12 protein-coding genes and 1 pseudogene are annotated in these 14,580 nt (G+C 70.3%); 8 read left to right on the plus strand and 5 right to left on the minus strand.

Translation table 11 applies throughout. The features are described from left to right. Window positions 1–156: 156 nt before the first annotated feature. The 4 genes and pseudogenes from OP79_RS56730 to OP79_RS00940 form a co-directional block, all read left to right on the plus strand. Window positions 157–492 (plus strand): annotated as a pseudogene (locus tag OP79_RS56730) (HEAT repeat domain-containing protein); the annotation flags it as partial. 3 nt (window positions 493–495) lie between these two features. Continuing rightward, on the plus strand, window positions 496–1,095 hold the full coding sequence (locus OP79_RS56735) for a HEAT repeat domain-containing protein (protein ID WP_157857259.1): 600 nt from the start codon (window positions 496–498) through the stop codon (window positions 1,093–1,095). After that, window positions 1,092–2,585, plus strand: a complete 1,494-nt coding sequence (locus tag OP79_RS00935) for a glycosyltransferase family 2 protein (RefSeq protein WP_211270711.1) — start codon at window positions 1,092–1,094, stop codon at window positions 2,583–2,585. Before OP79_RS56735 ends, OP79_RS00935 begins: the two co-directional genes overlap by 4 nt. Then, a complete protein-coding gene (locus OP79_RS00940) occupies window positions 2,582–4,681 on the plus strand; it encodes a HAMP domain-containing sensor histidine kinase (RefSeq protein ID WP_157857260.1) in 2,100 nt (699 codons plus the stop codon). Before OP79_RS00935 ends, OP79_RS00940 begins: the two co-directional genes overlap by 4 nt. 25 nt (window positions 4,682–4,706) lie before the next feature. On the opposite strand, the gene OP79_RS00945 is transcribed toward OP79_RS00940, so the two are convergent. Continuing rightward, window positions 4,707–5,624, minus strand: coding sequence for a glycoside hydrolase family 16 protein (locus tag OP79_RS00945; RefSeq protein WP_078491543.1), 918 nt, complete (start codon window positions 5,622–5,624; stop codon window positions 4,707–4,709). 252 nt (window positions 5,625–5,876) lie between these two features. Here OP79_RS00945 and OP79_RS00950 point away from each other — a divergent pair, with 252 nt between their 5' ends. The 3 genes from OP79_RS00950 (at window position 5,877) to OP79_RS00960 (ending at window position 8,631) form a co-directional block, all read left to right on the plus strand. After that, window positions 5,877–6,800, plus strand: a complete 924-nt coding sequence (locus OP79_RS00950) for an ABC transporter ATP-binding protein (RefSeq protein ID WP_033317908.1) — start codon at window positions 5,877–5,879, stop codon at window positions 6,798–6,800. A gap of 50 nt (window positions 6,801–6,850) precedes the next feature. Beyond that, entirely contained in the window at window positions 6,851–7,567 is a 717-nt protein-coding gene (locus tag OP79_RS00955) for an ABC transporter permease (protein ID WP_051744335.1), read from the plus strand. A gap of 71 nt (window positions 7,568–7,638) precedes the next feature. Continuing rightward, window positions 7,639–8,631 (plus strand): COX15/CtaA family protein, encoded by a 993-nt coding sequence (locus OP79_RS00960; protein ID WP_245685185.1) that lies wholly within the window; start codon window positions 7,639–7,641, stop codon window positions 8,629–8,631. A 30-nt stretch (window positions 8,632–8,661) separates the two neighbouring features. Here the strand turns inward: OP79_RS00960 and OP79_RS00965 are convergent, their stop codons facing one another. The 4 genes from OP79_RS00965 to OP79_RS00980 form a co-directional block, all read right to left on the minus strand. Beyond that, on the minus strand, window positions 8,662–9,414 hold the full coding sequence (locus OP79_RS00965; RefSeq protein ID WP_033317911.1) for a nucleotidyltransferase domain-containing protein: 753 nt from the start codon (window positions 9,412–9,414) through the stop codon (window positions 8,662–8,664). A 29-nt stretch (window positions 9,415–9,443) separates the two neighbouring features. After that, entirely contained in the window at window positions 9,444–10,550 is a 1,107-nt protein-coding gene (locus OP79_RS00970; RefSeq protein WP_033317912.1) for an amidohydrolase family protein, read from the minus strand. A 109-nt stretch (window positions 10,551–10,659) separates the two neighbouring features. Next, the gene (locus OP79_RS00975) at window positions 10,660–11,040 is read right to left on the minus strand and encodes a hypothetical protein (protein ID WP_033317913.1); all 381 of its coding nucleotides are present in this window, start codon (window positions 11,038–11,040) and stop codon (window positions 10,660–10,662) included. A 98-nt stretch (window positions 11,041–11,138) separates the two neighbouring features. Further along, a complete protein-coding gene (locus OP79_RS00980) occupies window positions 11,139–12,092 on the minus strand; it encodes a heme o synthase (RefSeq protein WP_033317914.1) in 954 nt (317 codons plus the stop codon). Between the two features lie 366 nt (window positions 12,093–12,458). Here OP79_RS00980 and tkt point away from each other — a divergent pair, with 366 nt between their 5' ends. Beyond that, window positions 12,459–14,546, plus strand: coding sequence for a transketolase (tkt, locus tag OP79_RS00985; RefSeq protein WP_033317915.1), 2,088 nt, complete (start codon window positions 12,459–12,461; stop codon window positions 14,544–14,546). The last annotated feature ends 34 nt before the right edge of the window (window positions 14,547–14,580 follow it).

Genomic DNA, 14,580 nt, shown 5'->3' on the forward strand with positions numbered 1-14,580 from the left:
CAGCACCGGCTTCGTCACCCAGGCGCTGCTGTTCCTGCTGGCCGTGGTGCTGATGCTGAGCCTGCTGACCGCCGCCGTCCGCGGCGCCCGTACGTACCGCAGGCGCAGACGCGAGCGGATCGTGGCGCCGGTGCGTGGCCTGCTGCTGGAACTGCTGTGCGCGGCGGAGGACGAGCAGAGCGAGCTGCTGGGCCGCCTCGCACGGATCGAGAAGCGGACCTGGGCCGCGCTGGAGCCGACGGTGGCGGCGATGCTGGGCAAGGTCTCCGGGAGAGCACGCACGGCGCTCGTCCGTCTGTACGAGCTGCGGGGGCTGCCGACGAGGCCGTCGCCGGCCTCGGCAGCCGCAGCGCGGTTCGGCGAGGGCGAGCAGCTCAGGTTCTCGGGCAGCTCGCCCACCGTCCGGCGGCCCCGGCACTGTGCCGTCTGCTCGACGACCGCGACCGGGAGGTGCGGCTGACCGCGACACGGGCGCTGGGCCGGACCGGAGATCCGGTGGCCGTGCCGCACCTGCTGAGGAGCCTGTGCGGACCGCGGACCGTGCCGCCCAATGTGGTCACCGCGGCGCTGCCCTCCCTCGGACACGAGGCATGGCCCGGTGTCGCAGCGGGGCTCCAGGACCCGGAACCTTTGGTCAGGGCGGTGGCCATCGAGGCGCTCGGGATGACCGGCGCCATTTCCCGGGCCGCCGAGGTGGCCCGTGCGCTGCGCGAGGACGCCGACATCGAGGTACGGATCCGGGCGGCACGCGCGCTGGGCAGGCTGGGCATGCCCGAGGGTCTGAAACCACTGCTGGCGGCCATCAGGCCCGGTCGGCCGACCGCCCTGCGCATCGTGGCCGCCGGGGCCCTGGGCAGTCTGGGCGCCGTCGCCGCGACGGACCCGCTGACGGTGCTGCTCGGCGACCGGAACCCGCATGTGGCGGGCACCGCGGCGCGGGCGCTGCTGCGGCTGGGCCCGGAGGGTCAGGCGGCGCTGCGCGAGGCCGCGGACGGCCGCCCCGACGCGTCGGCCGCCGCGCAGGCCAGGGCCGCACTCGCGGAGGCGGCGGTCGGCGGTGCGCGCCACGACGTCCTGGTGGAGGTGGCCCTGTGAACGCGGCGCGCGTCGAGAGATGGGACGGGCTGCTCGGCACGGTGCATGGCCTGGTCGCTCTGTGCGACACCGCCGTCATCATCTACTTCCTCGCCATCAACAGCGGTTACCTCGTGCTGATCCTCTTCGCCCTCGGAGAGCTCGTCAGGAGGGTGCGCCGGGCCTCGTTCGCCGGCTACGAGGACGCGGCCGGCAGCCCGTTCACCCCGCCCATCTCAGTGATCATGCCCGCGTACAACGAAGCGGCCGGCATCACGGAGGCCGTACGGGCGATGCTGCTGCTGCACTATCCGGTGTTCGAGGTCGTCGTCGTCGACGACGGCTCCACCGACGGATCACTGGATGCCCTCGCGGACGCCTTCGACCTCGCCGAGGTGGACCACGTCGTGCCCGAGGACATCCCCATGCGAGGCAGAGTCACCTCGCTGCATCTGCCCAGGGGTGGTTCGGTGCCCCTGGTGGTGGCCCGCAAGGACAACGGCGGCAAGGCCGACGCGCTCAACGTCGGGATCAACCTGGCGCGCTACCCGCTGCTGTGCATGGTGGACGCCGACTCCATCCTCGACTCCCAAGCCCTGCTCGCGGTGGCCAAACCGTTCAGCGACGACCCGCTGCGGGTGGTGGCCACCGGCGGTGTGGTCGGCATCGCCAACGGCTGCACCGTCGAGGCCGGACGTGTGGTCAGGGCGCACGTCCCCGCGGAGCTGCTCGGACGCGCACAGGTCGTCGAGTATCTGCGCGCCTTCTTCCTCGGCCGTACCGGATGGTCGAAGGTCGGCGGGCTGCTGATCATCGCCGGCGCCTTCGGCCTGTTCCGGCGGGACGCGGTGGTCGCGGTGGGCGGCATGGACCCGGACTGCATCGGCGAGGACGCCGAACTCGTCGTCCGTCTCCACCGGCACCTGCGCGAGCAGGGCCGCCGTCACCGCGACTACCGCATCGTCTTCGTCACCGAGCCGATCTCCTGGAGCGAGGCGCCCTCCAGGCTCCGGGTCCTGGGGTGTCAGCGGCGCCGGTGGCAGCGCGGTCTGACGGAGATCCTGCTCAAGCACCGCCGCATGATCGGCAACCCGCGCTACGGCCGTATCGGCCTGGTGGCCCTGCCGTTCTACGTGCTCTTCGAGCTGCTGGCCCCACTGGTGGAACTCTCCGGTCTCGTGCTCGTGCCGCTGGGTGTGCTGATCGGCGCGGTCGACGCGGACTTCCTGTGGCGCTTCCTGCTCGCCGCCTACGCCTACGCGATGGTCGTCAGCCTGGTGTCGGTCGCGGTGGAGGAGTACGCCTACCACCGCTTCTCACGGTGGCGGGACCTGTGGGGCGCTGTCGTCGGCGTGGCTGTGGAGAACATCGGCTACCGCCAGTTCACGGCGTGGTGGCGGCTACGCGGCGTCTGGGACGCGCTGCACCGGTCCCCGCAGGTGTGGGGGTCGATGACGCACAGCGGATTCGGCCCGCCCGAGGGGGTCCGGGAGGGCGGGGATCGGCGTTGAGGATCACCACTGAACGGCGAGGCGTGCGCGTGGCGCGCCGGCTCGCCGTGACCTTCGGACTCCTGATCGCTCTGCTCCTGCTCGTCGGAGCGGGCGCACTGGCCACCGCCAGGATGGCGGACCAGCTGCACGATGAGGTTGTCGGTCAACTGGAGCCGGTGGTACGCGAAAACCATGGCGTGCACGACCAGGCGGCCCATATGCACCGAGCCGTGCGCACCTATCTGCTCACGGGCGACGCGACGGAGCGGAGCACCTATCTCCGGACGCGTGACGACGCCTTCGCCGCCCTTGCCGCGGCCCGGCGCGATGCCCCCGACACGGCCCGGCGGAACCTCGCGGTGCAAGAACGGCAACTGCGCGCCTACGTACGCATCGCCGACCAGCAGGCGAAAGCGCCGCCCGGCAGTCAACGGGCCGTCCGGCTGACCACGGAGGCCGCCCGGCCGTTCGCGGCCTTCGAGACCGCCAACCACCGGCTGGAGAGCCAGCTCGCCGATGACATCGAGCGTCTGGAGGAACGGGCCGACGCGATCCTCGGCCTCAGCGCCACGGGCATCGGCGCCCTGATGGCGGCAGGTGGGGCACTGGCCGTCTACGCGGCGGTACGCACCACCCGTGCCCTCACCCGACCGCTGCACAGCACCGCTGGAGCCCTCCACCGGCTGGCCTCTGGCGAACACTCGGCGCGGGCCGAGGAGAGGGGACCGCAGGAGATCAGGGCGGTGGCGCGGTCGGTGAACGCGCTCGCCGACGAGAGCGACCGGCTGCGGGCGATCGAGCAACAGCGCGCCGGACTGGCGGAGACCGCACGGTCCGTCGGTATCCGCATCCGGGAGCACCTCGACTTGGAGCAGGTCCTCGACACGGCGTGCGCCGGAATCGGTGAGGGCCTGGACGCCGACCATGTCTTCGTTCTCCTCACCGAGGAGGACAGCCCTCTCGTTCGCGTCGCACGCGCCTGGAGTGCGGGAAGAGGGTTGCTCCCCACACACGAGCAGCCGATTCCGCCCGTCCCCCTCGAAGTGGTACGCGACCACTACCGGCGGGGCACGGCCTGGTGCCTCAACGATCTGCCCGCCGTGCTGGCCGAGGGATCACCGCTTCCCGAGGCGCCCGGCTCCTTCGGCGAGGGCGGCCTGCCGCCGGACGCCCGAGCTGCGGCCGACGCACTGGGCCTGGTGGGCGTACTCGTCGTCCCGGTCGGCGTCGGTGACGAACCGCTCGGTGCCGTCTTCCTCGCGCGGACCGGGCCGGACCACCCCTGGCGCCCGGTGGAGATCGAAACCGCCGAATCCATGGCCGCCGGTGCCGGCCGCGCGCTGCACACCGCGCTGCTCTACAAACAAGAGACGCACCTGGTGGAGAAGCTACGCGCCCTGGACAAGGCCAAGAGCGACTTCCTTTCCACCGTCTCCCACGAGCTGCGCACCCCGCTGACCAGCATCGTGGGGTACATCGAGTTGCTGAAGGACGAGGAGACCGGGCCGCTCACCACGCCGCAGGAGCGCATGCTGGACGTCGTCGACCGAAACGCCAACCGGCTGCGGGCGCTCATCGAGGACCTGCTGACCCTGTCGCGCATCGAGTCGGGGGCGTTCGGCTCCAAGAAGGAACCGGTCGACCTGTGCCGACTGGTGGCGTCGGCGGCCGATGCCATCCGGCCGGCCGCCGAGGCCGCCTCCGTCACCGTCGAGACGCACTGCCCCGCCCGGCCCCTGGTGCTGGACGCGGACAGCGACCAGCTCGACCGGGTCCTGATGAACCTGCTGTCCAACGCCGTGAAGTTCACCCCGCAGGGCGGGAAGGTCACCGTACGCGTCGACGCCCGGGACAACGAGGCGGTCCTGAGCGTCAGCGACACCGGCATCGGCATCCCCGCCGCCGAGCAGGAGAAGCTCTTCCAGCGGTTCTTCCGCGCCTCGAACGCGACCGACGCGGCCATTCCGGGCACGGGCCTGGGGCTGACGATCGTCCATACGATCGTGGCGAACCACGGCGGCGACATCGAGGTGAGCTCGGAGGAGGGACGCGGCACCACCTTCACCGCCCTGCTGCCGATCGCCGCCGCGAACGGGGCGGCCTCCTCGTCCTGAGCCCGCCCCGCCGTACGCGAACACCTCAGACGGTGTCCTCGAAGGTCACCCCCCGCGTCCGGTAGTCGGCGACGGCGGCCTGAACCTCGGCCGGGCTGAGGATCTGGTCCTGGGCGAAGTACACGTAGTCGACCTTCTCCTCGTACGCGCGCGTCCTGCGGCTGCTGATCCCCGTCAGGTTGATCAGCCAGTGGTTGAAGCGGATGCTCATCGTCGACTCGGGCAGATACGGCTCGATGTGCCGGGCGAAGAGCCGGCCGTCGATGTAGTAGGTGACGGCCTCACTGTCGACCGTGATGACCAGGTCGTGCCACCCGGCGAAACTGGCCCGCTCCTCGGTGGTCTGGTGCACCTCCAGAGGCGGAGTCTCCGAGTACGTCTCCCAGGAGGAGGCGAGCAGCGCGCTGCTGGGCCTGCCCCAGCCGCCGTTCGGCAGGTACTCGAAGTCGAGTTCGCTGTAGGCCGGGTCCAGCGGGAAGTTCAGCGGCGAGATGGTGAAGAACGTCTGCACCATGCGGTCGCCGTCCGGTCCGGAGACCGGCACATCGCTGAAGCGGACCCGCGCGGCGTAGGTGCCGTAGTGGAACTTGCGCTGCTGGTAGATCTCGGTGTGCTGGGTGCTGCTCGCCGTCCCGCTGGTGCCCGACCGCATCGTCATGATCGAGTTGCCGGACTCGGTGCCGAACGTGAAGTTCTGCGGCCGCCACGTGGCGCCGGGCACACCGGGCCCGCCCTGGCCGGACCGCAAGGTCCAGCCGCGCTGGACGATCCGCGGGTCGGTGTAGCCGGTGTAGTTGAAGTCGTCGAACAGCGCCGGGCCGACGACGGGTTGAGCGCTCGCGGGCGACGAGCCGGGGAGTACGACGAGGGCTGCGCACAGCATCCCGAAGGCGAGGAGGCCGGCGGCGGCTCTCATCCGGGAGCACAAGGTGCTTCTGATCATGTGTCAACTGCCTTTCTGCGGGAGGGAGAAGACGTCCACCTCCCGCCCTGGGCGGACCATGACAACTGAAGCACCGTCAAAAGATCGCTATCCGATGATTACGGCCGATTCACCCGAACAGTCCAAAGTGGACGGTGTCTGGGTGCCGTGTCCCCGGAGCCGAAGGGTCCGGAGGAGGGGATCACAGGTGTTCCCAGGGGGTTCGCCAACCCGCCCGTTCCGGGCAGTGGGCGCATACCTAGACTCAAAGCCATGCGAAGCGACCCCGTCGTCCAGGTCCAGGCCCTGGTGAAGCGGTACCGCACCAAGACCGCGGTGGACGGCCTCGACCTGGTGGCCGGGGCGGGGATCACCGCCGTACTCGGTCCCAACGGGGCGGGCAAGACGACCACGGTCGAGACCTGCGAGGGGTACCGGAAGCCGGACTCGGGGACGGTACGCGTACTGGGACTCGACCCGGTGCGCGAGGCCGCGGCCCTGCGTCCCCGGATAGGCGTGATGCTCCAGTCCGGCGGCGTCTACTCCGGCGCCCGAGCCGACGAGATGCTCCACCACATGGCCAAGCTGCACGCGCACCCGCTGGACGTGGACGCGCTCATCGAGCGCCTGGGTCTGGGCAGTTGCGGCCGTACGACCTACCGGCGGCTGTCCGGCGGCCAGCAGCAGCGGCTCGCGCTCGCGCTGGCCGTCGTCGGCCGGCCCGAACTGGTCTTCCTGGACGAGCCGACCGCCGGCCTCGATCCGCAGGCGCGCCGGGCCACTTGGGACCTCGTACGCGATCTGCGTACGGACGGCGTCTCGGTCATCCTGACCACGCACTACATGGACGAGGCCGAGCAGCTCGCCGACGACGTGGCGATCATCGACGCCGGCCGGGTCATCGCCCAGGGCTCCCCCGAGGAGCTGTGCCGCGGCGGCGCCGAGAACACGCTGCGCTTCAGCGGCCGTCCCGGCCTCGACATAGGTTCCCTCCTCAAGGCCCTCCCACCGGACTGCACGGCCGCCGAGCTGACGCCGGGCGCATACCGAGTGGGTGGCAAGATCGACCCGCAACTGCTCGCGACGGTCACGTCCTGGTGCGCCCAGCACGGGGTGATGCCGGAGAAGATCTCGGTGGAACGGCACACCCTGGAGGACGTTTTCTTGGAGCTCACCGGCAAGGAGCTGCGTTCGTGACCACCGCCGGTACGTACACCCCGAAGCCGGGGGCGGCCCCGCTGTCCCGCATGATCGCGGCGCAGGCGGTGCTCGAGACGAAGATGCTGCTGCGCAACGGCGAGCAGTTGCTGCTCACTGTCGTCATCCCGACGCTGCTGCTCGTGCTGTTCAGCTCGGTCGACGTCGTCGACACTGGCGAGGGCGAGGCGGTCGACTTCCTGGCCCCCGGCATCCTCGCGCTCGCGGTGATGTCGACGGCGTTCACGGGGCAGGCCATCGCGACGGGCTTCGAGCGGCGGTACGGCGTACTGAAGCGGCTCGCCACCTCACCGCTCCCCCGCTGGGGGCTGATGGCGGCCAAGACGCTCTCCGTACTCGTCACCGAGATCCTCCAGGTGCTCCTGGTGACGGTGATCGCCTTCGCCCTCGGCTGGTCGCCGCACGGCAACCCCCTCGCCGTCCTGCTCCTGCTCGTCCTCGGCACGGCCGCCTTCTCGGGCCTCGGTCTGTTGATGGCGGGCACGCTGAAGGCGGAGGCGACGCTGGCCGCCGCGAACCTGGTCTTCCTGCTGCTGCTCGTGGGCGGCGGGGTCGTCGTCCCGCTCGACAAGTTCCCGGACACGGCCCAGTCCCTGCTCGGCCTGCTGCCGATCTCGGCCCTCTCGGACGGGCTGAGGGACGTGCTCCAGCACGGCGCCGGGATGCCGTGGGGGGACCTTGGAATCCTGGCCGCCTGGGGAGTCGTGGGCCTCACGGCCGCCGCCCGTTTCTTCCGCTGGGAGTAGGGCGGAGTGCACGCCTCCCCCCTCGTGAAGGCGTGCACAAGCGGCCGCCTACCATAGTGCCCGTGCCGAATCTGACCCGCGCCGACGCCGTCGAGGCCGTGCGCAACCCGCTCGCCTTCATCGCCGAACGCTGGACCCCGAAGCCCCGGACGGTCCAGCGAGCGGCCCTCGCCGCGCTCGTCATGGCGGTGGTCATCGTGGTCACCGGCGGTGCCGTACGGCTGACCGGCTCGGGGCTCGGCTGCCCGACCTGGCCCAAGTGCACCGACGACTCGATCACGAACACGAGCGAGATGGGCATCCACGGCGTCATCGAGTTCGGCAACCGGATGCTGACGTACGTCCTGAGCGCGGCGGTCGGATGGGCGATCATCGCCGCACGCTCGCAGAAGCCGCGGCGGCGCAGCCTCACGCGGCTCGGCTGGGCTCAGTTCTGGGTCGTCATGGGCAACGCGGTGCTCGGCGGCATCGTCGTCCTGGTGGGCCTCAATCCGTACACGGTCGCCGCCCACTTCCTGCTGTCCACCGCACTGATCGCCGTCGCCACCGTCATGTGGCAGCGCACCCGGGAGGGCGACTCCGAGCCGCGTCCGCTGGTCGGCAAGTCGGTGCAGCAACTCGTATGGGCCCTGGTCGCCGTCACCGCCCTGCTCATCGCGGTGGGCACGGTGGTCACGGGTGCGGGCCCGCATGCCGGCGACTCGAGCGAGGTCGAGCGCATCCCGCTGGACTGGGAGAACATCACCAGGCTGCATGCCGTCCTGGCCTGGGTCGTGGTGACGCTGACCTTCGCCCTGTGGTTCGTCCTGCGAGCCGTCGACGCCCCCAAAGGGCCCCTCCACCGCACCCGTGACCTCTTCCTGGTGCTCCTCGGCCAGGGTGCCATCGGATACATCCAGTACTTCACCGACCTTCCGGAGGTTCTGGTCGGCCTCCACATGCTCGGCTCCTGCCTGGTGTGGATCGCGACGCTGAGGGTGCTGCTGTCGCTGCGGGAGCGGCACGAGGCCGTGGAGGTCCCGGGGCCGGGGCAGTCGACGCAGCGGGTCGCCACGCGCGCGTAGGCACGAAAACGTGCTCCACGCGCGCGTGCGTCACGCGTAGGCCCGTACGAGGCTGTCGATTGCCGGCCCGAGGTAGGCCCTGGTCAGCTCGGCTCTGCGTGCGGTCCACTCCTCGCCCGGCTCCGCACCAGCGCCCTCGTACCGCCGCCGTCTGATGTCCTCGACCACCTCGACGGGCGCGCCGAGTGCGGGCAGCAGCTCCAGTGCCTCCCGCTTGGTGATCAGCCGCCCGTCCTTCAGGGTGACCGCGGCGCGGGCGTGCGTGACGAGCCCGTAGTCCACCCAGATGTCCTGCGTCCAGTTGCTCGCCCGGTCGACCTCCCGCCGCAAGAAGTCCCGCTGGTCGCGCACCACGAACTCGGCGAGCTCATGGTCCGGCACGGGCGGCAGCAGGCCCGTGGGCGGCTCGCCGTGCAGGACCAGCCCGAAGGTGTGCAGCTCGCGCCGTGTCACCGGCGTGACGGGGAACTTGCCCAGGTGCTCGTGTCGCCAGATGAGGTGCCGTCGCTCCGCGCCTGCCGCGGTGCCGGGCGTCAGATAGGCGCAGTGCAACTTGTCCACGAGCGCCTCGTTGCGCAGGCGGGCGTGCAGCCGCGCCACCTGCCATACCGTTCTCGCTGTGATCGGGTCGTCCAGGACCGCGATCAGGTCCAGGTCGCTGCGGCCCTCCTGGTAGTCGCCGCCGCCGAGTGAGCCGTGTGCCCATACGGCGACGGGGGCCAGGTCGCGCAGTTCGGTGAGGAAGCGGTCGAGGAGCCGGTCGGTCGCGTCGCTGCGTGTCATGCCCACAGTCTGCGCACGTTGTGGGTGGCTCACTCCAGTCCGTACACCCGCCGCGCGTTCCCCGCCGCGATGAGCCCCGCCACCCGCTGCGCGTCGGCCAACGACCAGGCGTCTTCGGCGACCCATGTGCCGAGCACCCGGGCCAGCGACTCGCGGAAGAGGCGGGCCCCGACCACATGGAGTTCGGGCAGGCCGTGGGCGCCGGAGGAGAAGAGGAGCTTGCCGAAGGGCGCGAGTTCGAGGATCTCGGAGAGCACGGCGGAGGCGCGGGCGCCCGTACGGACGAGGGCGGTGCCCAGGTCGGCGTACACATGCGGGAAGGCCCCGGTCAGATGCGCCGCGTGCCGATGGTACGGGTAGCCGTGCAGCAGGACCAGGTCGGTGCCGAGGCCGGCCGTGGCGCGGGCGAAGTCGGTGAGCAGGGCGGGGTCGGTGCGGTCGATGCGCAGGCCCCCTTCGCCGAGTCCCGCGTGCAGTTGGAGCGGGCGGCCCGAGGCGACGGCGATCCACAGGAGGTGCCGTAGCAGTACCGGGTCGGACAGGGTGCCGCCGACGCGGCGTCCGGTGAGCCAGCGGCCCGCGGCGCCCCGGACCTCGCCCGGGCCCGGCGGTTCGGGCGCGAGCGCCAGACCGTGCCGTGCGCCGGCCACCGATGTGAACGCCACGGCGTTCGCGGCCGCCGCGTGCACGGACTCAGCGAGGTTGGCGAGGAACGACTCGACGGTTCCGGAGGTGTCGGCGACCTGCTCGGCGAGCAGTTCCAGGCGGACGATCTCGTGGGCGTCGGCGCCACCGGCCGAGGCCATCTCGCCGGGTCCTGTCAGGTCGCCGGGCAGTCCGGTGTCGACCAGATAGGTCGTGATCCCGCTGCCCCGCAGCAGCCTGCGCCCCGACTCCAGTACGCCCAGCTCACGGCGTCGCGCGAGATAGCGGGCGGGCGGACAGTGCGGTTCCAGACCGAGGAGGGGCGGGCACCAGCGGCGTACGGCGAAACCGGTCTGGGTGTCGAAGAAGGTCGTGCCCGCCGCGGGCCGGCCCTCACCCCGGGCGAGGTGCGCCTCGAAGGTGCCCAGGCCCAGCTCTGTCCGCAGCACGCCATGGCAGTACTGGTCCACCAGCGACAGCGTTTCGATCATCGGGACTCCCCAGCCAGTGGGCCCTGCCTTTACAGGTCCTAACGGAGGAGCCGGGTGTCGGGTGCTGGTTAAGGACGCGGGAAGTACGAAAACTGCCGGTTGGTCGCCGTCAGGCGTTACTGGGACCGCCCAGCTGGATCCCCGCCATCCGCGTCCACTCGTACCGCCCCGTCTTCACCTTCGCCGCGAAGTCGCCGTCGAAGGACTCGTGGACGGTGATGCCTGATTTCTGGACCGCCTGCTCGGCCATCGCGTGACTCGGGGCCACCAGATCGCCCCATTCGCCGTCCTCGCCGACGAGGACGATGCGGGCGCCGCGCTGCCCCAGGTACGCGATCTGGCCCTCGGCGCCGCCGTGTGCCTTGGCGAAGGAGGCGATCTGCTTGGCGAGGCGCGCCACATGACGCTCCGCCCTGGCGGCCTGCTTACGGCCCTCGGCCTCGGCCTCGTCGACCTGCTGGGTGTCTGCGGTGTCTGCGGTGTCTGCCATGGTCAGGATGCTACCGACGGGTAGATCAAACGGCGACGGGCGGGGTGCGTGGCCTTGACCACGTACCCCGCCCGTCGACGGACGAAAGCGGCTACCGCCTACCGCAGGAAGGGATCCACAGCCACCGCCACGAACAGCAGCGAGACGTACGTGATCGACCAGTGGAAGAGGCGCATCTCCTTGAGCTTCGCGCCCACGGCCCCGTCCTTGGCGCGGGCCTGCAGCCCGTGCGCCTCCCAGAGCCAGAAGCCGCCGGTCACCAGGGCGACGGCCGTGTAGAACCAGCCGGTGTAGCCGAGCGGCGTCAGCAGCAGGGAGACGGCGACCATCGCCCAGCTGTAGAGGACGATCTGCCGTGCGACGACCCTGTTGGAGGCGATGACCGGCAGCATCGGCACGCCCACGCGCGCGTAGTCGTCGCGCACCCTCATCGACAGCGGCCAGTAGTGCGGCGGCGTCCAGAAGAACATGACGAGGAAGAGGATGACCGGGGCCCAGGACATGGAGTTGGTGACGGAGGACCAGCCGATGAGAACGGGCAGGCAGCCGGCGATGCCGCCCCAGACGATGTTCTGCGACGTACGCCTCTTGAGGATCATCGTGTAGACGACGACATAGAAGAGGAGGGCTCCGAGCGAGAGCCAGGCGGACAGCCAGTTGACGGTCAGGCCGAACAGCAGGGTCGAGACGACGGCGAGCGTGATGCCGAAGACCAGGCACTCGCGAGGGCTGACCATGCCGGTGACCAGTGGACGCTGCGAGGTGCGCTCCATGAGCGCGTCGATGTCACGGTCGATGTACATGTTCAGCGCGTTGGCGCCGCCCGCGGAGAGGTAGCCGCCGACGCAGGTGAGAAGGACCAGCTTGAGGTCGGGCACGCCCTGCTGGGCGAGGAACATCACCGGCACGGTGGTGATCAGCAGCAGCTCGATGATCCGTGGCTTGGTGAGAGCGATGAACGCCTTGACCCGGGCCCCGAACGGCCGGTGTTTCGTGCTCTGACTCGTCCCGAGCACACCCGCAGGACGGGATTCAACGGCCGTCACGTACACCCCTACAGAGACATTCCAGCGAGCCCCGAGTGTGAACTCCGGGTAAAGGCTCGCGCGTACCACGCCACTGTAGACGTTGCCCAGACCCCGCTCTTCGCGGGGGTCGGATCGTGTTGGACAGGGCCCCGCGAGGGGCTCAGCACCGCTCGATTGAGCAGCCGGATCACCGGTTGCGTATTCACGTTCATTCACCGCCCGAATGCGGAACGCGCCGGTCAGGAGATACGTGACGGGACACTCCCGGAGCTGTGGAATGACTCGAAAAAATACGCGTTCTTACGGGGGTAGGCTCGACAACGGCCGGTGGGCGCGCGTGTGCACCGGCATTCGACATGTGGAACATGTGGAGAGGAGCCCTGACTCAGGGTGAGCACCAAGCCGACCACCACAGACCTCGAGTGGACCGAACTGGACCAGCGAGCTGTCGACACGGCCCGCATCCTGGCCGCCGATGCCGTACAGAAGGTCGGCAACGGCCATCCGGGTACGGCGATGAGCCTGGCGCCTGCCGCGTACACCCTCTTCCAGAAGGTGATGCGGCATGACCCGGCAGACCCGGACTGGACAGGACGGGACCGTTTCGTCCTCTCCGCAGGACATTCCTCCCTGACCCTCTACACCCAGCTGTACCTCGCCGGATTCGGCCTGGAGCTGGACGACCTGAAGGCGTTCAGGACGTGGGGGTCGAAGACCCCGGGCCACCCCGAGTACGGGCACACGGCCGGTGTGGAGACGACGACGGGCCCGCTCGGCCAGGGCGTCGCCAACGCGGTGGGCATGGCGATGGCCGCCCGCTACGAGCGCGGTCTGTTCGACCCGGAGGCCGCTCCCGGCACCTCCCCCTTCGACCACTACATCTACGCGATCGCCGGTGACGGCTGCCTCCAGGAGGGCATCTCCGCCGAGGCGTCGTCGCTGGCGGGCCACCAGAGGCTGGGCAACCTGGTCCTGCTGTGGGACGACAACCACATCTCGATCGAGGGCGACACCGAGGCGGCCGTCTCCGAGGACACCGCCAAGAGGTACGAGGCGTACGGCTGGCATGTACAGCGCGTGCAGCCGAAGGAGAACGGCGACCTCGACCCGGCCGCGCTGTACGAGGCGATCGAGAAGGCCAAGGCCGTCACCGACAAGCCGTCCTTCATCGCGATGCGCTCGATCATCGCCTGGCCGGCCCCGAACGCGCAGAACACCGAGGCCGCGCACGGCTCGGCGCTCGGCGACGACGAGGTCGCGGCCACCAAGCGCGTCCTCGGCTTCGACCCGGAGCAGTCCTTCGAGGTCGCCGACGAGGTCATCACGCACACCCGCGCGCTGGGCGACCGCGGCCGTGAGGCCCGCGCCGAGTGGGAGAAGTCACTCGCCGCCTGGCGTACCGCCAACCCGCAGCGGGCCGCCGAGTTCGACCGCGTCAACGCGGGCGAGCTGCCCGAGGGCTGGGAGTCGCACCTGCCCGTCTTCGAGCCGGGCAAGGGCGTCGCCACGCGTGCCGCCTCCGGCAAGGTGCTCCAGGCGCTCGGCGCGGTCATCCCCGAACTGTGGGGCGGCTCCGCCGACCTGGCGGGCTCGAACAACACCACGATCGACAAGACGAGTTCGTTCCTGCCGCAGGGCAACCCGCTGCCGGAGGCCGACCCGTACGGCCGCACGATCCACTTCGGCATCCGTGAGCACGCCATGGCCGCGGAGATGAACGGCATCGCGCTGCACGGCAACACCCGTATCTACGGCGGTACGTTCCTGGTGTTCTCCGACTACATGCGCAACGCGGTGCGCCTGTCGGCCCTGATGCACCTGCCGGTGACGTACGTATGGACGCACGACTCGATCGGTCTGGGCGAGGACGGTCCGACGCACCAGCCGGTCGAGCACCTGGCCGCGCTGCGCGCGATCCCGGGTCTGAACGTGGTCCGCCCCGCCGACGCCAACGAGACGGCGATCGCCTGGCGCGAGATCCTCAAGCGCTACACCAAGGAGTTCGGCAGGGGCGCCCCGCACGGCCTCGCGCTGACCCGTCAGGGCGTACCGACGTACGAGCCCAACGAGGATGCGGCGAAGGGCGGTTACGTCCTCTTCGACGCCGAGGGCGGCGAGCCGCAGGTGGTCCTCATCGCGACCGGTTCCGAGGTGCATGTCGCAGTCGAGGCGCGCGAGCAGTTGCAGGCCGCCGGGGTGCCGACGCGGGTGGTGTCCATGCCGTCCGTGGAGTGGTTCGAGGAGCAGGACCAGGGGTACCGGGACAGCGTCCTGCCGCCGTCCGTCAAGGCGCGTGTCGCGGTCGAGGCCGGGATCGGTCTGACCTGGCACAAGTACGTGGGGGACGCCGGACGCATCGTTTCCCTGGAGCACTTCGGTGCTTCGGCCGACGGCAAGGTCCTCTTCCGCGAGTTCGGCTTCACTGCCGAGAACGTCGCATCCGCCGCCCGGGAATCGATCGCCGCAGCCCAGCGCTGACGCTGACATACGACACGTAGGAGATGCATTTTCC

Source organism: Streptomyces yerevanensis (assembly GCF_000716805.1).
Lineage (GTDB): Bacteria > Actinomycetota > Actinomycetes > Streptomycetales > Streptomycetaceae > Streptomyces > Streptomyces flaveus.

Coding starts and splice junctions, on each gene's coding strand:
- OP79_RS00955 (WP_051744335.1), top strand. CDS start 6,851: ATGATCGCGGCGCAGGCGGTGCTCGAGACGAAGATGCTGCTGCGCAAC.
- OP79_RS00970 (WP_033317912.1), bottom strand. CDS start 10,550: ATGATCGAAACGCTGTCGCTGGTGGACCAGTACTGCCATGGCGTGCTG.
- OP79_RS00945 (WP_078491543.1), bottom strand. CDS start 5,624: ATGATCAGAAGCACCTTGTGCTCCCGGATGAGAGCCGCCGCCGGCCTC.
- OP79_RS00950 (WP_033317908.1), top strand. CDS start 5,877: ATGCGAAGCGACCCCGTCGTCCAGGTCCAGGCCCTGGTGAAGCGGTAC.
- OP79_RS00965 (WP_033317911.1), bottom strand. CDS start 9,414: ATGACACGCAGCGACGCGACCGACCGGCTCCTCGACCGCTTCCTCACC.
- OP79_RS00975 (WP_033317913.1), bottom strand. CDS start 11,040: ATGGCAGACACCGCAGACACCGCAGACACCCAGCAGGTCGACGAGGCC.